This window comes from Aquiflexum gelatinilyticum (assembly GCF_024813435.1).
GTDB classification, from domain to species: domain Bacteria; phylum Bacteroidota; class Bacteroidia; order Cytophagales; family Cyclobacteriaceae; genus Cognataquiflexum; species Cognataquiflexum gelatinilyticum.
Genome location: NZ_JANAEZ010000003.1, coordinates 11160 through 35329, shown reverse-complemented (window position 1 = coordinate 35329; position 24170 = coordinate 11160). Strand labels below are relative to the sequence as shown.

The 24170-nt window shown below is 35.1% G+C and carries 8 protein-coding genes; 7 read left to right on the top strand and 1 reads right to left on the bottom strand.

Annotation, left to right across the window (positions count from 1 at the left end; genetic code table 11):
• Positions 1–268 precede the first annotated feature (268 nt).
• Positions 269–1507, bottom strand: a complete 1239-nt coding sequence (locus NK987_RS08120) for an MptA/MptB family glycosyltransferase (protein ID WP_476727003.1) — start codon at positions 1505–1507, stop codon at positions 269–271.
• 1049 nt (positions 1508–2556) lie between these two features.
• Here NK987_RS08120 and NK987_RS08115 point away from each other — a divergent pair.
• The 7 genes from NK987_RS08115 (at position 2557) to NK987_RS08085 (ending at position 23945) form a co-directional block, all read left to right on the top strand.
• Positions 2557–3951: an exopolysaccharide biosynthesis polyprenyl glycosylphosphotransferase gene (locus NK987_RS08115; RefSeq protein WP_259263441.1), complete on the top strand. Its 1395-nt coding sequence runs from the start codon at positions 2557–2559 to the stop codon at positions 3949–3951.
• Between the two features lie 1000 nt (positions 3952–4951).
• Positions 4952–6247 (top strand): polysaccharide lyase family 20 protein, encoded by a 1296-nt coding sequence (locus NK987_RS08110; RefSeq protein WP_259263440.1) that lies wholly within the window; start codon positions 4952–4954, stop codon positions 6245–6247.
• A gap of 683 nt (positions 6248–6930) precedes the next feature.
• Complete coding sequence (locus NK987_RS08105) at positions 6931–11811, top strand: LamG-like jellyroll fold domain-containing protein (RefSeq protein ID WP_259263439.1); 4881 nt, start codon at positions 6931–6933, stop codon at positions 11809–11811.
• A gap of 261 nt (positions 11812–12072) precedes the next feature.
• Positions 12073–13200, top strand: coding sequence for a polysaccharide pyruvyl transferase family protein (locus NK987_RS08100; RefSeq protein WP_259263438.1), 1128 nt, complete (start codon positions 12073–12075; stop codon positions 13198–13200).
• Positions 13201–13211: 11 nt separating this feature from the next.
• Complete coding sequence (locus NK987_RS08095; RefSeq protein ID WP_259263437.1) at positions 13212–14156, top strand: glycosyltransferase family 2 protein; 945 nt, start codon at positions 13212–13214, stop codon at positions 14154–14156.
• Positions 14157–14530: 374 nt separating this feature from the next.
• Positions 14531–15943 carry a pectate lyase family protein gene (locus NK987_RS08090; RefSeq protein WP_259263436.1) on the top strand — a complete coding sequence of 471 codons (1413 nt, stop codon included), beginning with the start codon at positions 14531–14533 and terminating at the stop codon, positions 15941–15943.
• A gap of 640 nt (positions 15944–16583) precedes the next feature.
• A complete protein-coding gene (locus NK987_RS08085; protein ID WP_259263435.1) occupies positions 16584–23945 on the top strand; it encodes a fibronectin type III domain-containing protein in 7362 nt (2453 codons plus the stop codon).
• Positions 23946–24170 lie beyond the last annotated feature (225 nt).

The window sequence follows — 24170 nt, the reverse complement described above, 5'->3', positions numbered from 1 at the left end:
CACAAAATTTGGACTTCGCCTTTTGATCTGACTACTTAAAGTAAAGTACAATACCTACTGAACTTAAGCTCTTGTATTCAAACAAATAACAAAATAAAATCTTTTAAATACAATCGGATTTTTCAAAAACTAAATGGTAATGGAAAATTTTTAAGAGATAAGTAAAAACAGAATTTTTTCCTGTCGTCCTTCATAAAAATAAAGGTCTGATATGCAATTAATTATCAGGAGGAAACATCAAAAACGCTAAATCCCAGCAATTGAAATATTATTCAATCCCCGGTTTGTTTTTAGGCGATAGAGGTTTAAAATAAATTTCCTTGAATATAAAGACAAATAAAATCCCATATTCTACCAGCAGTAAAACACCACTTTCATCAAAATTCTCATTTGAATAAGTATAATAGGATAAAAAAACCAACCCTGTCCAAACCAAAAAAATCCTACTCGCTGTCAAAACACTGATGCCAAAAGCCGGAATGATATACCACGGATGGACAACATTTTGGAAAAGTAGATAAATAAGGTAGACATAAATGATCCCTAAACATAATTTTTCATTATCCCTTGCCTTGTATAGTAAACTAAAAAAAATGATGGAGACGAAAGCCACAAAACTTAGTATAGGTCCGACGTAGGCAATGGGGTTATAGTCAATGAAAAACCTTGAAATCCAAATTGTCAAATAGTACAAAGAGGCATTGAATTCAAATGTGCTTTGAAAAAGGCGAAAGCTTTGCCAAAATTTTTGAAATCCATTTGAGAAAATCAAAGGAAATAAAAAGGTTGAAATAAAAACTGAAGAAAATAGAAAAAAAGAAAATACTTTATTTCTTTTCAAACCAAGTAACAGTATTGGTCCAAGAATTAAGGGTGTTAATTTGATTCCTATGGCAAAGGACCAACCCAAGGCTGCAAACCCTTTTCTTTTTTTGATCCAAAAATAAACCAAGCCTAAAATACCCGTCAAAACCAAACCCTCGAAATGAAGATTCCCTGTGAGCTCGATGATCACAAGCGGGTTAAAAGCATATAACCAAATTCCTGAAATTGGTTTATTTAACAGGTTCAAGATTTTGTAAAGCAGGTAAATATTCAAAAAATCAAAAAGAATTATGAAAATTCTAAGGATTATAATGTTCTTCAACAAAGATTCACCTGCAAGAGATGCTAAGTAAAAAAATGCTTGGTGTAAAGGAGGATAAATCGAAAAGTAATTAGGAGAATTTAAGTTTTCAAATAGAAGATTTAAGTAGGAATCTGAAGTTTTTTCCAACATTGGCAGCATTTCAGATGGAGCCATCAAATATGGATTAAGGCCCATTTTCAGTAAGTGTCCGTCAAAAATATATCTGTAAAAATCATCTGAAAGTGTCGGAATTGCTAAAATTAATGTAATCCTTAATACCGATGCCCAAAGTATTCCAAATTTAATGGAAAACCCTTTTTCACTTATTACTGAATAAATTATGAAATAAGAAAAAAAGCAGGCGATATAAAAAAACAATGTCAGCCAAAATTCTTCTCTTGGAATCCAATAACCCAAAAAGAAAATGGAAATGAGGTATATAAAGAAGGAAATTGAAAATTTCAAATCCAAGTAGTTTAATTAATGCAAATTATCGTCTATGAAGTTGGCAGTTCCTATTTACAAATTTTCCTGTACCTAGATAATTGTCACTAAATATGGAAATAAAAATTTGCCTTACATCTCTTTTGAATTGGGTGTATGCAAATTAATTAAAAATGACTTTTAGGAATAATTATTTAATGTTAATTGCTGATCGATATCAAAAGTATACCCTTACTTACCTAATCAATAAAAAAGATCCATATCAAACCTTTCAAAGGTGACATGCCCTGAAAATTACTTTTTCCTGTTCAAGTTTTCCAAAGTTTAGAAGACAGTATTTGAGGAACACTTTTTATCAATTTTTCTGAAATCGTGTAAACTGAATTTAAGTTTAAAAACATTTATAGCAAACAACCTTCCACATCCCACATCAAATTTTTTGAAATCAGGAAAGTATGTAATTCTTGATTTGGCATACTCATTGTAACGCAATTTCCGAACAATAAAGTCTTTAGGGTTTTGTCGAACCATAAATTATCCGCAAAAAATAAAAAAAACACATTATTGGTATTTATTGCCTAAAGAACGTATCAAAAAAATGTAAATAATTGTTGAAAAATTAAATTTAAATAAATTTTGACCTCCAAAATTCGAAATTTTAAAAAGCATATGAATTTATTTTTCATTTTTTTAGAAAAATCATTTGGTCTTATTTTAGTTTTTAAATCCCTTTTTTTGCTTTTTAAATAATTTTTTATGCATTTTATTTTTATTTAATTTTTATGGTCCTATATTTGGTGCATCAAACAGAAAAAATTAACCTGGTGGACATGATTATTTAAAAGCTTATTAACGGAATTGAAATACAATTTTATGTATATTTGCAACCGTTCAAAAGCCTAAAATGACATTTCATCTTTCAGTTAATTATTTAAACGGTAAAACGCTCGATAATCTATCTTACAATTAAATTTTTAAAGGCTATGACAAATCATCAAAAATCAAACGTTCCGATTCTGGTTTTCTGGGACGTAATCAGCTTGACAATTGCATTCTTTATTTCACTGTATTTTTACAGAATCAATGACCTCAATTTCCAAAAAATGGAAATTGTGTTTTTGCTTGGATTGATCTCACTTTGGCTAATCATAGGTTATTCAAATAAATTATATGTTGAATGGACTGGCAGTTCATTTGTGAAATCAAGAATGAGTAAGTACTTCAAAACTTACTTTATTCTTGCAGGAATCATAGGGATACTTTATTTGGTATTTTCTTTCCCAAAAGATGTAAGGAATCTACTGATTGCAATTTTGGCAGGTATACCTTCTTTAGGAATCATCACAAATTCTTTAGTAATCAGATTAGCGGCACCAATCAAGGAAAGGCGAACCAAAATGAGTACAACTTTGATTGCGGGCTCTGGTCAATTGGCAAATAAAGTAGCAGGATTTTTAGAATCAAGTTCTTACGCGAGGTTTGCAGTTCAAGGTTTTATTGACTGCAACCCTGAGGTAAATGGAAAAAGCAAGCATGAAAGGACTGTCGCTACCCTTGATAGCTTAAAGGAATATTTAAAATTTAATTTTGCTGACGAGATCATCATTGCATTGCCTTACAATGAAATGGATAAAATTAAATCAATTGTGGAAATTGCTGACTATCATGGGACGAGAATTCGTTTTGTTCCCGATTATCAGGGAATATTTGGTGAGAATTTTAAAACTTACCAATTTGGAGATCTACAATTGGTCAATATAAGACAGTTGCCCTTGGATAATTGGTTTCCAAACCTTTTAAAGAATATTTTTGATATTGTTTTTGCATCCACAGTATTGCTTTTCCTTTCTCCAATATTTGTGGTTATCGGTATATTGATAAAAATGGATTCTCCGGGTCCGGTATTCTATACCCCTATTCGGATAGGAAAAGGTGGGAAACAGTTCAAGGTATTTAAATTCCGGTCGATGAAAACCAATGACAGTGTAGTTGGAGGGACTCAATCGACAGTTAAGGACGATCCAAGAATAACCAAAATCGGTAAATTTCTTAGAAAATACAGTTTGGATGAATTGCCTCAGTTTATCAATGTATTGACGGGTGAGATGAGTGTAGTAGGTCCCCGTCCACATAGGATATTCCTCAATCAAGTGATGCAGGAAACTGAAGATAAATACATGGTCAGGCATTATTACAAGCCGGGAATTACAGGCTGGGCACAAGTAAATGGATGGAGAGGTCCCATGGAGACAGAAGAACAAAAGAAACAAAGAACTTCCCATGATTTGGAATATTTGAAAAAATGGACTTTACTCTTCGATATCAAAATTATCTGGTTGACAGTTTTTGGTAAGAAGACGCATGAGGAAGCATTTTAATACATAATAAAGACGGTCACCTAGAAATGGGTAACCGTCTTTATTTTTTATAATTGAAATTTTCAAGTTTAATTTAAACTGAGAGAATTAAATCTTAAAATTTCAATTTCTATTTTTTTCAAATTGCTGTAACAACCAACAAAACCTAAAAACAACTTTTTTTCTAAAAATGCGCACGAGTCATATTATTTGATACAGAAGGAGTTTAATCTCTTTCTAAATATTCAATTTTCTAATCCAACTTCCCATCCCTGATAAAATGAAACCAATAAAGAGATTTGCTGGCTTCATTTTCAAGTACTCAGGAATCAATTTATAAAATCAATTACCCAAGAGAAACTTTTCCCTCATTTTTGAATACCGAAAGATTTATGACCAAGGACGAAAGTTAATTATTCGGTTGTAATTTGTTGAGAATTCTAAATATAAATCTTTATTTTTTTCAGTTGGAATCGTTGGTTATGATGATATTAATAATAAATCATTTTTAGAAAAAGGAAGACTGATTAATGAATAACTTTTAGATATCCACAGATTTTTTGAAAAATAATTGCCGAGAGTAGAGTCCAAAACATTATAAAGAAAAAGAAACTTTCAATTAAACTGCCTTTAAATAGTTTTTAAAAAAATTATATACCTTTACTAAGCAGGAGTGTATTTGTTACCTAAAAAAATGTACAAGCTCCCAAGTTTGGTCCAAAATTCACCAATAGAAATCATGCTTTTTCATAAAAAGGGTAAATTTAAAATTACACATTAGTTACCTGATTTTATGTATATAACTTTTTTTTATCAGTTTTTATAAAGTTAAGCTCAAATCCATTAATCTTCAGTAAATCTGTTTTTGGCAGCTTATTTGCTAAGTGGTTTGAAAATTAAAATTCTACTTAAACGTATTAATTAATGTGAAGGTTGCAATTGAATCAGCTATTTGATTTTGCGGTTTTTCTATTAATCTAATTCTTTGAGAAAAATTATTTCAAACCACAATAAAAAAAAAATGAAAAGCCCTAGTTTAAGAATTAACTTATTATTCCTTTTTTATTTTCTGATTACCTTTATTACTTCTTGTGATTTGCAATCATTGGAAGATGTTTCAGTTCAAAAAGATGAATTTTTAGAAGAGACCAGTCCGGGTTCTGAGACCTTTGGTGACGAATTTGATACCCTAGAAAATTCAGGTTGGGAAAGTGGAGAGAATATGGCCATTTCTTCAAACATCTTACATTATCTCTCATTTGATGAATCCAACCCTTTTTCTTTAGTCTATCCACAATTCTGCTGTAGTTACTCAGGTCAAGTAACCACAAACCCTTTGGATTCGAGGGATAAAGTAGGAAGATTTGAATTAAGAAACAATGACAAAGTTAGCACTTCAACCACAACCTCAGCAAGAGCTGAAATATTATTCCCAAAACAGAGAAATAAAGAAAGGTGGTATGCTATTTCCATTTTTTTTCCTTTGAATGGATACGCAAAGGATAGAGTAAATGAGATTATTATGCAATGGCATCAAGGAAGTAACAGTCCACCCAACGCAATCGAGGTTGCCGACGATAAAATTTATTTGAGATCTATCAAACAAAACATCAGTTCAAATTCAAATAGTAATTATATAAATTATCCAATTGCAAATGTTGAACGCGGCAAATGGAATGAATTTATTTTTCATTATATCCACTCTCCTTATTCTGATGGTTTAATTGAAATTTGGTATAACGGTAAAAAGCTTCACACCATAAAAGGCACCAACATGAGAAGCGGGAGCAGTTTACCAAGATTTAAAGCAGGCATTTATAAGTGGAAATGGAATAACGGTGGAACTTCGGATACGTCCCAAAGAATTTTATACTTTAATAATCTAATTATTTCAGATGAAAACTCTACACTTGACGATATGAATGTTTCAGATGCATCTATTTCAATTCAACCACCCTCCGCGGATACCGGGACCATCCCAACTGTAAATAGTTTTTATTTGGTAGATGCTAGTAGAGATGCTGTTTTGGGTACAATAAAAGATGGTACCACAATGACTACATCTACACAAAAACTAAATATTACTGCTAATTTATCGTCGAGTTTCAAAGGGAAAGTGTTGTTGGAACTCACTGGACCTGTAAAAAGGACCCAAACCGAAGGCGTTGCTCCTTATAGTTTATTTGGCGATGACGGGAATGGAAATTATTATTTCGGTACCGGCTTAATTTCAGGTTATTATACCCTTAAAGCAACTCCTATCCTTGGGGATGTAAAAGGGACTTCGAAAACTATCAAATTTCAAATAAATAATTAATGTAAAATCGAAATCCCTATGTTAAAATATTTAAGTGAATAAAGGAATAGGATAAATTTCATTTGAAAATATTAGCATGTTACATTAATTCAATCTTTAGACATAATAATAGATTAAAGATGGGAGGCTTTTGAAGCTGTCCCATCTTTTTGTTTGATTAAAGAAATAAAAGCTTTAAAAAGGGGATTTTATAGAATAAAAAAATCATTATATCATTTTTTTTTAAAACCGGTAGATGATTACGAATTTCTAAACTTTCCCCCAAAAAAACCTAAAGTAATAATGAAAAAGGGAATGCGATTATTTGTATAATGATCCATTTCTTTCTATTTATTTTAGATATACCTTGTTCCAGATGGTTTGAAAATCGCCTATGGGAAAGCTACAATACACAATTCAAATGTTTAAATTTAAACTTTTTAGGAAGCTTGATGTAATTTCTTAGTGGTAGTTCCTTTTGACAAATTATTGACAATTCTACCTATCCAAAAGAAACTTTCATTGACTCCAAAAAATTAGCCACAGTCTAAAATTTGGTGTGAGCAAATTTTTATACCGAATTTTTGTTTTTTTTCGAAAGGATTAATTTTCTTGGCAAAATTTTTGTACAAAGAATTTACTAATAAAATTTCCCTCTAGATTTATTTCTAGAAGCTATTTCAAACTCTTTATAAGCCCTACTTATGTTTGCCAATTTCAAGGATTCCTCCTGTAAAAACCTCATTTTACTTTTTTTTGTTTGTTCCATAGCATTTTTAATCAATTTACCCTCTCCTGTTCTTGCCCAATCCATATTTGAGACAGTTTCAGATTATGATCCCAATAAAGCCAGTGTTTTGGCATTTCCGGGTGCCGAAGGCTTCGGTCGATATACCACAGGAGGAAGAGGTGGTCAGGTCATCAAAGTGACCAACTTAAATGATTCAGGTCCAGGGAGTTTAAGGGAAGCCTTGGAACAAAAGGGTCCTAGAATAGTAGTTTTTGATGTTTCAGGAACAATTGATTTAAAGAGCAATTTAACCATAAACGATTCAAACTTAACAATTGCAGGTCAGACTTCTCCTGGTGATGGGATAACCTTAAAAAATTACCGCATAACAATTCTAAATAAAGAAAATGTTATAATTAGATTTTTAAGATTTAGGTTAGGGGATTTAACTGGCAGAGAAGAAAACGCCTTATTTATAAGAGATTGCAACAATATTATTATTGACCATTGTACCTTGTCTTGGGGAACTGATGAAACAGCCTCGAACTTTAAAAATAAAAACCTAACAATACAGTGGTGTATAATTTCAGAAGGACTCAACAACAGTGTTCATTCAAAAGGAGAACATGGTTATGGTGCAATTTGGGGTGGTATAAATGTTTCATACCACCATAACTTAATGGCCCACTTTACACAAAGAAGTCCTGCATTTGATAATCTGAGTTTATATGCTTCTGAAACTGAAGCAAACCAATATAGAGGGGTGGTGGATTTCAGAAACAATGTAATTTATAATTGGGATTTCAGAGCCTTGGAAGGTGGTGAAAAGGGCACTTTTAATGTGATAAACAATTATTTTAAACCCGGTCCCGCAACAGGAAACACAAATTACTTTCTTTACCCAATTAGCTCTTTAGCTAAATACGGGAAATATTTTGTGTCAGGAAATATTCTTGAAAACAATGCAACTGTCAATTCTGACAATTGGAAAGGAGTTCGCCTTGAAAACGACCAGTTGACTGAACAATACCTTCAGGGCACAAAATTATTTTCTGCCTTACCAAGTGACGTTTATGAATATGGCCACACTGCCCAATCAGCCTATCAAAAAACCTTGGATTTTGCAGGTGCAAGTCTGGTGAGAGATGCTGTGGATGTTAGGATCGTGAATGAGACCAGAAATAAGACTTTTACTTTTAATGGGTCAAATGGTAGTAAATCCGGTATTATTGACAGCCAAAAAGACGTTGGGGGATGGCCTACGCTAAAAAGTAATCCTGCCCCAATCGACACGGACAAAGATGGTATTCCAGATTCTTGGGAAACAGCCAACAACTTGAATCCATTGATTACCAACGACAGAGAATACAATCTAAGCCCATATTATACTGACATAGAAATGTATATCAACAGTTTGGTTCAAAACATTGTCGACCAAACCAATCCAGGAGTTCCTGCATCAGTAGAACCTCTCCTTCCTGCAAATAACGCAACAGTCTCACCTGTTAACATCAGTTTTGCTTGGAACCCAAACAGCACTGCTTCATCTTTTCGAATTCAAATTTCAAAAGTATCAAATTTCAGTTCCAATGTCATTACTGTTGATAATATTAAAAGCCTTAGCCATGTGTATACCAAATTAGACGAAAACAGTACTTACTATTGGAGGGTTAGGGCTTCGAATGCTTCAGGAAATGGACCATATTCTTCAGTAAGCACATTCAAAACAGGAAGTTTAAATGAAGTTCCTGAAAAACCGATTTTACTTCTTCCAAAGAATGAGGCATTAGGCGTGGGTATTTCACCGGAAGTCACTTGGTCAAAGGTCCCCAATGCCAAATCATACAGATTGCAGGTTTCTACGGCCTCCTCTTTCTCTTCTTTTGTAGTTGACCAAAACAATTTGTCGGAAACAAAACATAAACTTTCTAATTTGAAAGAAAATACCACCTATTTTTGGAGGGTCAGGGCAAGTAATGATTCCGGGAATGGTTCCTTTTCCCAAATAGGATCTTTTACTACCGTAAGTTTTGATGTATTACCTGAGGTTACCATTTTGAAAAGACCGGGTCACAATTCAACAGTTAATCCTCTAGGAATTAACCTAGAATGGGAACCTAACCCAACAGCAGAATTTTACCGGTTACAGGTATCCACCACTAGTGACTTTTCCATTACTTCAAGTTATATTATAAATGAAGAAGGTTTAACAAATTCATCATATTTCATTGAAAATCTGAATTCCAACAAAACCTACTATTGGCGAGTAAGGGCATATAATCGAAAATCCACAGATTATTATTCCAGCACATTTACCCTAAATACTTCATCTTTTACCGTTACACCCACAAATATCAAGCTTTTAAGCCCTGTAGATGACGCAAACATATTTTCAACAAGCATAAAATTCACTTGGGAAGAACCAATTGCAAAATCCTATCGACTTCAAGTATCAACTTCTGAAAGTTTCAACACATTAATAAGTAATATTTCAGGAATTACAACCACATCATACACAGTTTCGAATTTAACTAGAAATACCCAATATTATTGGAGAGTAATTCCCAGCAATGAAGCAGGAATAGGTGAACCTTCGGAGGTCCGAAAAGTACGGTCAGCATCAAGTTCATCAACCATAGCGCCTCCAAAACTTTCTAGTCCAATTGACAAGAGTATAATCCCATCAAATAACATCATTTTTAAATGGGAAAACCAACCTAATTCTGCATTTTATAGAATTCAAATCTCAACCAACGCGAGCTTTAGTAGTTTTGTGGTCAACCAAACAAATATTCAAGGAACCAGTTTACTGGTTTCAAAATTAAACAACAATACTACTTATTATTGGAGGGTGAGAGGTTGGAATGGAGCCATTTTTAGCAATTATTCTCAAGTGTTTAGTTTTAAAACCGGTATTGAATCTAACACTGAAAATAAATTAATATTAGTCAGCCCTTCAAATAACATTACCGACCAATCATTGTCAATAATGCTTTCTTGGCAAGCCTATTTCACTGCTGGATCCTATATAGTACAGGTTTCTGAATCAAATACATTTTCTACTTATGTTGTAAATCAATCGGGGATTTCAGGGACTAATTTTTCGGTGCAAAATTTAAAATCTGGAACCAAATATTTCTGGAGAGTAATTCCTGTAGCAAATGGAACAAATGCAAATTCATCAGAAACTTGGTCCTTTACTACTGAAACTATTCCTATTTCATCACCAATCAATGGAAATCTTGTGGGCCATTGGAAGCTTGATGAAGGGTTGGGAAATACCTTTATTGACCATTCAGGGAAGGGAAACAATGCTTCTATACCTACTCCTTCAGGAATATCTTGGACTTCTGGAAAGGTAGGACAAGCTGCGCTCTTTAATTCAACAACCGGTGCATTTGGTGTTGTTGCACACAATCCATCAATCGACCTCACAGAAGAACTTACAATTTCTGCATGGATAAGGCCTAATGCGATAGAGAACAAAGGTATTTTGACAAAACTTAGTGGTGACGGATATGAATTCCGAATTTTCTCTGATGGAAAACTAGAATTTAGAATCAACAGGTCCTCCGAAGGAACAACCTATAAAATTATGTCAAATCAGAAATATGTAGCTGATGGAAAAACTTGGACACATGTTGCAGTAACATTCAATGGAACAAATTCTACATTATTTATAAATGGTGAGGAAGACAATTTTGCAAATTTCAATTTGGTAAGGATTAAATCAAATACATCCGACCTTAGGATCGGAGCGGTTGGAAATGGAAACAGATGGAATGGAGGTCTTGACGACATACGTCTTTATAACAAAGCCCTAACAAAAAATGAAATTTCCTCTTTATATGAAAATTCAGATTTTTCAATTACACAGACAAATCTAGAACCCGTGGGACATTGGAAAATGGATGAGGGGAATGGAAGTGCATTCGTGGATAATTCTGGAAAGGGTAACAATGCAGTAATTTTTAATCCTTCTGAAATAAATTGGACAGCAGGAAAAATAGGACAATCCGCGGTTTTTAGTAGCAATCTGGGAGCCTATGGTTCTGTATCTCATAATTCTTCAATCGACATTACTGATCAGATCACAATAACTGCATGGATAAGACCTAATGCAATAGAAAATAAAGGTATTTTGACCAAACTCAACGGTGATGGATACGAATTCAGAATTTTCTCCGATGGAAAATTGGAATTCAGAATCAACAGAGCCTCAGCAGGAACAACTTATAAGCTCACATCGAAAGGGAATTATGTTGCTGATGGGAAAACCTGGACACACGTAGCTGTAACATTTAACGGAACAAATTCCACCATCTATATCAATGGATCTCAAGACAATTCACAAACCTATCAAAACACAAAAATAATTTCTACCGATGGCAATTTAACCATTGGATCCGTTGGTGCGGGAAATAGGTGGAATGGTCTTTTGGACGAAATTAGATTATATGACCGGGCCTTGACTCCTAGTGAAATTTTGAACATTTATACCGGAAATAATATTGTTGCAAGGACTTCAGAAATCTTAGAGGAAAATAAAACCAATGAATTAAATACTGAATTGGGTAATGAAAACATTGATTTATCGCGCACTAATGACGTCAAAATTTTCCCTAATCCTGTAATAGATAAATTAAATATCCAATGGAATAGCGACGGATCAACTTCAATAAACATGAGCATTTATGATTTGATGGGGCGACAATATTTTGAAAACACCTCAATGACAGAAAATGGACAAATTATGATTGACTTGGAAGGAATAGTTATGTCGCCAGGTGTATATATCTTAATATTGGATAACGGTCTTATCGGTATGAAAAAAATAAAATTCATCAAAAAATAATCAAGCTAAAAAAATGGGCGACCAATATAGTCGTCCATTTTTTTCATTGAACAAAACAAAAATTCGAAATAACAAAAGTCCCAAAGTAAAAATTCAAATTAATAATTCAATTTAAAATTTTTAACTTTCAATCGAATTGATAATTTTGTCCATCATTTAATTTTTGTTGAAAAAATAAATTAGACTTGTTTTTTAAACTCACATAAAAATTCATTTTTGAAAATAAATCCCAATGCTCAGAGCTAATACAATTAAAAAATAATGAAAATAGGAATACTGACTCTGCCCCTACACACCAATTATGGGGGAATTCTTCAAGCTTATGCTTTAAAATCACGTCTTGAAAATATGGGACACGAAGTATGGCTTATAGACACAAATTTCAATAAAAAATCGACTTGGAAGAGTCTGAAGGAAAAAGCAAAAAATTTAATTAAACCAAACCCAAAATCGATTGAGATAGAAAAAATTAATAAAATTAAGAACCAATCCTACTTAACTTTTACTAGACCTTTTATTGACCAAAATTTTAAATATATTACCCAAACTTTTTCCAACCCAAAAACAATAACCAAAAAAATCAAAAGCTATAATTTTGAGGCTTATATAGTTGGAAGTGATCAAATATGGAATCCGAAGTATTTCAAACATATTGAAATTGCTTTTTTTTCTTTCGTCGAAACAACCCATCCTTTGAGAATATCATATGCCCCTTCATTTGGGGGGGATATTTGGAAATTTAGTACTGAAAAAGAAAAAATTTGTACCAACCTAATCAAAAAATTTAATGCAATTTCAGTAAGAGAGGAATCGGCAATACAATTATGTGAAAAACATCTTGGCGTAACACCAAAATGGGTTTTAGATCCAACAATGCTATTGGATATAGAAGATTATAAATTTTTTTTAAAAAAAGATTCAAATGAATTTAAAGGTGGTCTTTTCAATTATATATTGGATAAAACAGATGAAAAATCAAAGATTGTTGATATTGTAGCAGCCGCTTTCAATATTAAACCATATGAACTTGAAACAATAGATAAAAATAAACAAATTCCATTAGAATGGGGAACAAAAGCAACAGTAGAAAAATGGATTGAGAATTTCTACATATCGGAGCACATAGTAACTGATTCGTTTCATGGAACTGTGTTTTCAATCCTTTTTAACAAACCCTTTTTTGCCATAATAAATAAAAATAGAGGGGCTGCAAGGTTTGAATCATTGCTAAATGCCTTCAATTTAAATGATAGATTACTCGGTTCTTTAGAAGACTTAACAGAATCTAAATTGAAGAAAAAAATAGATTGGCCTTCAGTCAATCAAATTCTTGATCAAAAAAGGAAAGAATCTTATTCCTTTTTGAATGATAGTTTATTGAAAAAGTAATTTCAACAAATATGTTTTCTGTCATTATTCCTCTTTTCAACAAATCAAATTATATATTAAGGACTATTGAATCTGTTCAAAAACAGTCATTTCAAGATTGGGAAATAATTGTAATTGATGATGGCTCAACTGATGATGGATATGAAAAAATATTAAGCCTAAATTCCAAAAGAATTACGCTTTTAAAAAAAGAAAACACTGGAGTATCTGCTAGTAGAAACTTAGGGATTTCTAAAGCACAATTTCCTTATATAGCATTTCTTGATGCAGATGATTACTGGCATGAAGACTACCTAAAATTAATGAAAAAAGGAATTGAATTAATCCCAAATACACTAATATGGGCATCTTCATTTACAAAGGAATTAACCGGTGTAAATGTCTCTACCAAAGACTTTGAAAAAATCGATAATTATTTTCAAAAAGATTTTAGAAATACTTTATTTTTTACTTCTTCAGTGATAATGAAAAAAAAATTTTTTGAAAATCATCCGGGATTTAAATCCCACTTGAAGCGAGGAGAAGACTTAGATGTATGGTTCAGAGCTATTTGTTTAGGAGGAAACTTGGCATATTGTAAATCCTCTCCTGTCTATTATGAAAGAGGCGACAGTACCGGAGCAACAAAAACGAGTTTCCCACTTAAGGCTAGCCTTTTATCTCATATCCTAAGGGACGATTACCTCCTTTCACATGAAATCGAACCTTCTCAATATGAGAAATTTGAGAACTTTAAAAATAAATTTGTTTATCTAAATCTTATTAAATACGCTTCAAACCCTGAAAACAATAAAGAAATTACAAATATTTTAAACCAAATAACTAAGAAAAATTATTGGGTCGACTTAGTTTACAAATTACCTTATAAATTTTTAATCTTAATTTTGAATAATAAAAGAGGTAGCAGACTTCTAAATAGATATATTTCATATAATTTAAAAATTTCTATTTTTTAATTAAAAGTATGGGAATTTATTTTTATCAAAAATGTTCACCTATTTTAGAAGGTTTCATTATGAAACTATATTTAATTTACTTACCTTGATTTGGATTAAATGAATTTATTAATAGATCATTTGAATGAGCCAAGAGTTAACATGAGTTTAATTGTTTCACAATCTTGAACACCTTCTAATTCTAATTAATTGGTATAAACTCAATCATTGTTGAAAATCATCTAGGATTAAATAAAATAGTTGATTAAGAAATATGGAGAATAAAAGAAGTCATTTCAGATTCCCATATATAGGTAAATCTCACTATATTAAATTTTCGTTTTAAAAATTATAGCTTAATAATAACTTTTCAAATCAATCATATATTTTCATTTATGGATTTAAAAATTTTTATTTTACCATTTCTATTAATTTTAATTTTTACAGTTACAATTGAACAATCTACAGGGCAAAATCAAACCCTCGCGTTTCCTGGAGCAGATGGTTTCGCAAAATATACTACAGGAGGAAGAGGTGGCCAAATCAGGAAAGTGACCAATTTAAATGATAGCGGACCAGGAAGTTTCCGAGAGGCAGCTTCATTTAAAGAACCTACTACAATTATTTTTGAAGTATCAGGAACCATTGAACTAAAAAGCAATGTAACACTTCAAAATAACACCACAGTTGCAGGACAATCGGCGCCTGGCGATGGGATCACTTTTAAAAATTACCGGTTGACACTGATCAATAAAACAAATATTATTGTAAGATACATTCGATTTAGACTTGGGGACCTAACCGGACGCGAAGACAATCCGATTTTTGTTAGAGATTGTACTGATATAATTTTCGACCATTGCAGCATGTCTTGGGGTACGGATGAAACTGCCACCAACTTTAGAAATAGAAATGTAACATTTCAATGGTGTTTGTTTTCAGAAGGATTACACAATAGTGTCCATTCTAAGGGGCCTCACGGTTACGGAGCAGTATTTGGTGGGAAAAATATTTCTTATCACCATAATCTTTTTGCCCATTTTAGTCAAAGAACACCCATGTTCGACCACCCTGACCTCTACAAAACCCAAGATCATTTAGATAATTTTAGAGGTATCATTGATTTTAGAAATAACGTGGTTTATAATTGGATGGATCGTGCAGCAAATGGAGGAGTGGAAGGCACCATAAATTTTATAAATAACTATTATAAACCTGGTCCTGCTACCAATAATTACCACAGAAATTTCTTTCTTAACCCTACAAAAATGGGAAATTATAACTATGGGAGGTTTTATGTTTACGGAAATTTCCTAGAAGGGAATCCTAAAGTGAATCAAGACAATTGGTATGGAGTACGCCTTGAAAATCCGGAATTAACAATTAAATACATGGAATCAATCAAAACTCAAATCCCCTTTTCTGCGGATGTTTATGAAAAAACAGACACAGCTTTAGAAGCCTATGAAAAAGTTTTGCACCAGGTAGGTGCAAGTTTATCAAGAGATGCAGTTGATTCAAGAATTATTGACGAAACAAAAAAAGGGGTTTTTACCCATTTGGGATCTAAAGGTACTAAAAATGGGATCATTGATAGTCAATCTGATGTAGGCGGTTGGCCAAATTTAAATACTTTTTCTCCTCCTAAAGATTCAGATAATGATGGAATGCCGGATTCTTGGGAAATTGAAAATGGACTCAACCCTAATCGACGTGATGATAGATGGTATCACCTCCAGACAAATTACACCAATATTGAAATGTATTTAAATGGCCTTGTTATAAACCATAATAAAGCCCAAGAATAGTATAAATTACTTTTTTCTAGACTTTGAAAATAACTAAGAGAAATTTATTTTTAATTCCTAGAATAGTTCTTCGTGATTTAAATCCCGAACAAGGTAAATTTTAGAATACTCCACTAAACTTTTTGATTTGTTAAATTAGTTTTATTTTTTTCTTCCTTTTTACCCCTACATAATAATAAAATAGGAAATCCTATTAGGATTCGGCTCTAAGCATTTGCTGAATTGTCATCGAAAATAAGCAATGAAAAATATTTGCAATAAACTAAAAAGCTGCAAGCAAAAATTACCACTCAATTATCCAAAAAGTCACCTCTGCTAAAATCAATTTCTCTACAACAAAATCTAATCCTGTTTGATTAGGTGATGAAAAAAACACTATAAAAAGTGTTTTTAAATCAGAAAAACGTAACGTAAATCAAAGATTTCAAATTATTCTATATTTTTTGGATTTTTGATTCTCTTATTTGAGTAAAAAAATTATCCTTTCTGATTGCTTAGTCACCCAAAAGCAAAGCCTTCAGAAAACCCATATGAAAAGGTTCCAAGTGGAACCATTGGCGTCTATTGCCATAATCCAGGGTGTTCCAATCGGAATTTCCTCATGAATGTTTATTGGTTTTCACCTAAAATTACGGGTACCATGAGATTACGAAAATACCAAATGTCCATAAAGCTATATTACTTTTTTTGGAGTATTTTGTTATCATCATTTCTATTATCTTCAGCACTATTGGCCCAAAATATATTAGCATTTCCCGGTGCAGATGGATTTGCAAAATACATATCAGGAGGAAGAGGTGGTCAGATCAGAAAAGTCACCAATCTAAATGACAGTGGTCCGGGGAGCTTTAGGGAGGCAGCCTCCTTCAAAGGACCAAGCATTATAGTTTTTGAGGTTTCAGGAACAATCGACTTAAAAAGCAACGTGACTGTGCCTGATAACACCACCATTGCAGGTCAAACAGCTCCTGGAGAAGGAATCACTTTTAAAAACTATAGATTAACCCTAATCGAAAAAAATAATATAATTATTCGTTTTATAAGGTTCAGGCTAGGCGATATTACTGGAAGACAGGATAATGCCATTTTTATCAGAGATTGCACGGATATTATTTTAGACCATTGCTCTTTTTCTTGGGGGACTGATGAAACTGCAACCAACTTCAGAAATAGAAACCTTACGATGCAGTGGTGTCTAATTTCAGAAGGCCTAAACAAAAGTGTACATTCAGAAGGTGAACATGGGTACGGAGCTGTTTGGGGTGGAAAAAACATCTCTTATCACCACAACCTGATCGCACATTTCACTCAAAGAAGTCCATTTTTTGACCATCCAGGTCTATATTCCACTCAAGAACAACTTGACAACTTTAGAGGGATAGTTGATTTCAGAAACAATGTTGCTTATAATTGGCGAGACAAGGCTGCAAGTGGGGGGGCAGAAGGAAAAGTAAATTTTATAAACAATTATTATAAATCAGGACCCGGCAGTAATTCTGATGACTATATTCTTCAAGGTTTGAAAACTGGAAATAATCTGACATTCGATTATGGAAAATTTTATATATCAGGAAATATTTTGGTTGGAAAACCAAATGTTATTGCTGACAATTGGGTTGGCGTAAGGTTGGAAAACCCTGAATTAACAAATCAATTCTTAAATAACCTTAAAGCATCCACCCCCTTTTCTGCTGACGTATACTTAAATACAGATTCAGCTGAGGAAGCTTACATAAAGGTTTTGGACAAAGCAGGCGCAAGCTACTTTAGAGACCCTGTAGATCAAAGAATAATTAATGAAACCAGAACCGGAACTTTTACATACAAAGGATCCAATGGAAGCACAGGCGGCATCATCGACTCCCAAAAAGACGTGGGTGGATGGCCTGTTTTAAAATCATTACCGGCTCCAAAGGATACTGACCGGGATGGGATGCCGGATGTTTGGGAAGCTGAAAATGGATTGAATCCGAATTTGGCTGATCACAATGGTTATAAGCTAAGCAGCAGCTATACCAATATAGAAGTATATATCAATGGTCTTGTCAAGCATATTTCTGAACCAGACGCTGTGGTTGCCCCTTCTACGCCTCAATTGGAAAGTCCCTTGAATAATGCCGTTGGGATTGCTAAAACAACACCCCTGAAATGGAAAAGTGCCGCTAATGCACAAAGCTACCAATTACAAGTCTCCAAAACACAAGATTTTGGCACCTTGGTTACCAATATAGAAAATTTGACTTCCCTTCAGTATTCAGTACCAAATCTGGAGGATAACACCCTATATTTTTGGAGGGTCAGGGCAAAAAACAATTCAGGAACAAGTTCATGGTCCTCCATATGGAATTTTAAAACATCACAGCCCTTATCAATACCGGAAATCCCAAAACCTATTAACCCTAGCAACGGAAGTAAAGACCTTCCGAATACCCTGCTATTGGAATGGAGCAAAGTGACAGGCGCGCAAACTTATCGTGTACAAGTTGCCAAAGACGCCACATTTTCCTCGATGGTTTATGATATTTACAATTTGACTGGACAAAACATTGAGGTTAAAAACCTTGAGCCAGGTTCCTCCTTTGCTTGGAGGGTCAGGGCAACAAATGAGGCCGGAAGTAGCAACTTTTCAGAGGCATGGACTTTTTCGACTCAAGTAAATACTACAACCGAAGTGATTTCTGTAACAGGTGTTACCCTTAATCCTACAAAAGCAAGTATAGAAATTTCTAAATCATTACAAATCAACGCCACAGTTTTACCTTCCAATGCAAGCAATAAAACTGTTTCGTGGATTTCTTCTAACCCAAGCATTGCAAGTGTAAGCCCTTCAGGGTTGGTAACAGGAATAAAAAGCGGAACAGCCTTGATTACTGCCTCATCGCAGGACGGGAATTTTACCGCCACTTCCGAAATCACTGTGGCTACCAATGTGCCAATGGGTATTTCCGGATTTACCTTGGTAAATGCCGATTCCGATTCTGATATCGGGAGTATATCCGACAGAAATCATCTGGATATCAATGAAATTGAGGGATTGAACCTGAATATCCGGGTAAACACCAATCCAGGATTAGTGGGTAGCGTTGCTTTGAGTTTAACAGGTCCTGTCAATGCAAACATTACAGAGAATGTTGCTCCATATGCATTGTTCGGTGACAACCGGGGGAATTATAATGGAAAATTATTGCAGGCGGGTGAATATACTTTGGAAGCTGTACCTTACTCAGAACCCAATTTGAGCGGAACTAAGGGGAATCCAATGACGGTCAAATTTACCATCGGAGAAAAAATTTCCGCACCGGCAAGTCCTAAACTTTCAAGTCCACTTGACAATAGTACGGGGTTGTCCACTACCTTGAAACTTGCTTGGAACACTGTTACCAATGCAGATTCTTATGGTATTGAGGTTTCTAAAAATCCGGATTTCAGTTCATTGGTGATCAACAACAACAGCCTGAAAACAAACGAATTTACTGTTTCTGGACTGCAGGAAGATACCACCTATTTTTGGAGGGTAAGGGCAACAAATTCCTCAGGAAGCAGCCCCTACTCTACTGTTTGGACTTTCAGGACAGTCAAACCGATTATGGTGCCCGCTGTCCCTACACTCCTCAGTCCTTCCAATGGGGCAAAAGACCTAAGCCTTTCCCCAAGTTTGCAGTGGAATGCCGTTACAGGTGCCAAGACTTACCGCGTTCAGGTTTCAAAGGAAAGCAACTTTGCTACTCTTTTTCTCGACAATACTTCGGTAACTACAAATTCTCTCCAGGTCAATAACCTTGAGGAAGGCTTGACTTACTATTGGAGAGTCAGTTCGACCAATGAAGCCGGCAATAGCAGCTTTTCTTCAGGATGGAATTTCACAACGAAGCCACCTACAAACGAAGTAATTCCTATATCCGGAATTTCTATCAATCCGACAAAAGCCGACTTGGAAGTTTCCAAAACTTTGCAATTGACAGCTGCAATTTTGCCTTCTAATGCAGACAATAAAACTGTTTCATTTACATCTTCCAATCCAGGCATTGCAAGTGTAAGCCCTTCTGGCTTGGTAACTGGAATAAAAAGCGGTGCTGCCCTGATTACCGCCACATCGGAGGATGGAAATTTTACAGCTATTTCTGAAATCACCGTCTCATCCCCTGAGGCATTGGGTATTGCCCAATTTACATTGGTCAATGCGGACTCGGATACCGATATCCTCGAACTTACAAACGGCAGTATTTTGGATATCAATCAGGTTTTGGGATTGAATTTAAATATCCGTGTCAACACCAACCCAGAAACTGTAGGAAGTGTAGCCATCAGCATTTCAGGTCCTGTCAGCGCCACTATCACAGAAAATGTGGCTCCATATGCCTTGTTTGGAGACAGCAATGGCAATTATAATGGAAGAATTTTACCAGAAGGATCATATTCGTTGGAGGCTGTACCCTATTCAGAACCTAATTTTGGAGGAATCAAAGGCGCTCCCCTTTCAATCCAATTCTCGATTGCTGAAAAGATTTTGGCACCTGCCATCCCTACACTCAGCAGTCCGGCTGACAACACTACCGGCTTGGAAACTAGCATAAACCTGACTTGGAACCCTGTGGCCAATGCAGAAACTTATGCCATTGAACTTTCTAAAAACCCGGATTTCAGTTCATTGGAAGTCAACAACAACAGTCTGAAAGCAAACGAGTTCACTGTTTCAGGACTTCAGGAAGACACCTCCTATTATTGGCGGGTAAAAGCGACAAATTCCGCAGGAAGCAGCCCCTACTCGAGCGTTTGGACTTTCAGGACTGTCAAACCGATTGTGGTGCCTGCGGTCCCTACACTCCTCAGTCCTTCCAATGGAGCAAAAGACCTAAGCCTTTCACCAAGTTTACAGTGGAATGCCGTGACCGGTGCAAAGACTTACCGCATCCAAATTTCCAAAGAAAGCAGTTTTGGTACCATCCTGATCGACAATTCAACTTTAACAGGAAATACTTATCAAGCCAATAATCTCGAGGAGGGAGTTACCTATTATTGGAGGGTCAATGCAGCAAATGAAGCAGGAAACAGCATTTTCTCATCAGCATGGAGTTTCCAGACAAAAATTTCTTTAAAAGCTCCGGTAGCACCGACTTTGATCAATCCTTCCGATAAGAGCACTGGCTTGGCCACAACCTTGAAATTATCTTGGTCGGCTGTTACAGGTGCGGAAAACTATACCTTAGAACTTTCCAAAAATGCAGACTTCAGTTCATTGGTTATCAACAACAACAGCCTGAAAACAAATGAGTTCACTGTTTCTGGACTGCAGGAAGATACCCAATATTATTGGAGGGTAAGGGCAACAAATTCCGCAGGAAGCAGTCCTTACTCGACTGTTTGGACTTTCAGGACAGTCAAACCGATTGTGGCGCCTGCGGTCCCTACACTCCTTAGTCCTTCCAATGGAGCAAAAGATGTTTCTACTACCACAAGCTTGCAATGGAATGCAGTAACCGGCGCAAAGACTTATCGCATCCAAATTTCGAAAGAAAGCAGTTTTGGTACCATACTAATCGACAATGCAACTTTGACAGGAAATACTTTTCAAGCCAATAACCTAGAGGAGGGAGTTACCTACTATTGGAGGGTCAATGCAGCAAATGAAGCAGGAATCAGCATTTTCTCATCAGCATGGAGTTTCCAGACAAAAATTTCATTAAAAGCTCCGCTAGCACCGACTTTGATCAATCCTTCTGATAAAAGCACCGATTTGGCAACCACCTTGAAATTATCTTGGTCTGCTGTCGCAAATGCAGAAACCTACACGATAGAGCTTTCTAAAAACCCAGATTTCAGTTCATTGGTAGCCAACAACAACAGTCTGAAAACAAACGAGTTTACTGTTTCAGGACTTCAGGAAGATACCTCCTATTATTGGAGGGTAAGGGCAACAAATTCCGCAGGAAGCAGCCCCTACTCGACCGTTTGGACTTTCAAGACCATCAAGCCTCTTTTGACTCCGGAGGTACCAACTCTATTGAGCCCTCTTGATGGAGCAAAAGATGTTTCTACTAACACAAGCTTGCAATGGAATGCAGTAACCGATGCAAAGACTTATCGCATCCAAATTTCGAAAGAAAGCAGTTTTGGTACCATACTAATCGACAATGCAACTTTGACAGGAAATACTTTTCAAGTCAATAGCCTCGAGGAGGGGGTTACCTACTATTGGAGGGTCAATGCAGCAAATGAAGCAGGAATCAGCAACTTCTCTTCAGCATGGAGTTTCCAGACAAAAATTTCAATAATAGCTCCGGTAGCACCGACTTTGATCAATCCTTCTGATAAGAGTACAGGCTTGGCCACTACCTTGAAATTATCTTGGTCTACTGTCACAGGTGCAGAAGGCTACACCTTAGAACTTTCCAAAAATGCAGACTTCAGTTCATTGATCAATTCTAACAGCGGTCTTACCGCCAATGAGTTTGTCCTATCAGGATTAGAAGAAGGCAGTCAATATTATTGGAGAGTCAAGGCTTCCAATTCAGCAGGAAGCAGTCCATACTCTCAGGTTTGGTCTTTTACCACTAAAGAAAAAATCAATCCTCCCGCTTCCCCTACATTACTTGGACCAAACCATGAATCTGTAAGTTTGACCGGAAAGATTACATTCACCTGGACCAAATCTGAAGGCTCAATGTCCTATGGCATTCAAATTTCAAAAAGTCAGGATTTTACAGTGAAGCAGGTAGACATAACAGGAATCCAAACTGAATCAATTGATATCAGCGACTTGGAGAATGGAGTCACCTATTATTGGAGGGTTTACGCTTCCAATGAAGGAGGAAACAGCGGATTTTCAGAGATATGGAAATTTGAAACCCTTGCCCTTCCTGATGTCCCTGTACTGTTAAGCCCATCAAATGGGAAGAAGGATCTGGCTTTAAATTCTACTTTGCATTGGGAAAGTACTTTGGATGCAGGTACCTATAGGTTACAAGTTTCCAAAACAAAGGATTTTTCCCAAAATTTGATTGATCAAAGCAATATTTCTGAAACCTCATTTATTCTAGAGAATCTTGAGGAAGGCATGATTTATTATTGGAGGGTCAGGGCGAGCAACGCCGCAGGCAACAGTGCCTTTTCCTCCACATGGGAGTTTACCACTGAAAAGCCACTGAAAGCGCCAACTGCACCTATTTTACTAAGCCCAAGTTCAGGCACACTTATGAACTTCGAGGAAGTTGTCCTTGGATGGAAAACAGTCATTGATGCTGAAAGGTATCAGGTACAAGTTTCAAAATATTCCAATTTCAGTCAGTCAATTGTTTTTGATAAAAATACCGTCATTACTGACCAAGTCACGGTCGATGGTCTTGAACCCAATGAGGTTTATTTCTGGAGGGTTAGGGCAATCAATATTGTAGGTACAAGTCCATATTCTTCAGTTTGGAACTTCATTACCTTGCCCCTTCCTGATTTGGACTCACCTCTCCTGGTAAGTCCGACAAAGGGCGCGGAGGTTGATACGGCCTCTGTTGAGTTTGAATGGGAAACCGTGACGGATGCTGAATTCTATGAGTTGCAGTTAGCTTTAGACAGCACTTTTACCAACCAAGTAATGCGCTTCTCACAAATTGTAGAAACAAAGTTCAGGGTAGACAGCCTTGAAATAGGCAAATCTTATTATTGGAAAGTAATTGCAAATGGTAAACGACCTTCAAGTGAATCGGAAATATGGAAATTTACAATTAAAGAAGATGGGGATTTAATCAAAGCGAATATTTCCCCTGTTACCATAAAAACTTATCCGAATCCATTCAAAGATAAAATTACACTTGAATTTTCAAGGCTTATTGAGGGAGAGGTAACCATTAGTATTTTTGACAACAAAGGAATTTCTGTATTTGAAAACAAGGTTAGCGACCTAATGGAGAGCATCACCCTAGAAGTTCCTCTTGGACTCCCTAAAGGCATCTACTTAATTAGAATTCAAGGATTTGGAATATTTGAAGGAAAGAGGGTGGTAAAGAATTGAGTGGTACCTGATTACATTTGAATTTTCAAGTTAATATTTTAAAAAATCTGTAAATGGAATAACTTGATTTTAAATTTTGTAAGGTAAGGTCTTCCAATAATCCAAAAAGGAGAAAGGGTACCTACTCTTTCTCCTTTTTTGGATTTCATATTTTTGAAAATTGACCAAATGTTTAAAAATGCCCAAGTATGTTATTTTATATTGGTTCAAGAAATATCTCAAATA

Excerpts from the sequence above, each read along its gene's own strand:
- NK987_RS08115 (WP_259263441.1), top strand. The coding sequence starts at position 2,557 with ATGACAAATCATCAAAAATCAAACGTTCCGATTCTGGTTTTCTGGGAC.
- NK987_RS08110 (WP_259263440.1), top strand. The coding sequence starts at position 4,952 with ATGAAAAGCCCTAGTTTAAGAATTAACTTATTATTCCTTTTTTATTTT.
- NK987_RS08105 (WP_259263439.1), top strand. The coding sequence starts at position 6,931 with ATGTTTGCCAATTTCAAGGATTCCTCCTGTAAAAACCTCATTTTACTT.
- NK987_RS08100 (WP_259263438.1), top strand. The coding sequence starts at position 12,073 with ATGAAAATAGGAATACTGACTCTGCCCCTACACACCAATTATGGGGGA.
- NK987_RS08095 (WP_259263437.1), top strand. The coding sequence starts at position 13,212 with ATGTTTTCTGTCATTATTCCTCTTTTCAACAAATCAAATTATATATTA.
- NK987_RS08090 (WP_259263436.1), top strand. The coding sequence starts at position 14,531 with ATGGATTTAAAAATTTTTATTTTACCATTTCTATTAATTTTAATTTTT.
- NK987_RS08085 (WP_259263435.1), top strand. The coding sequence starts at position 16,584 with ATGAGATTACGAAAATACCAAATGTCCATAAAGCTATATTACTTTTTT.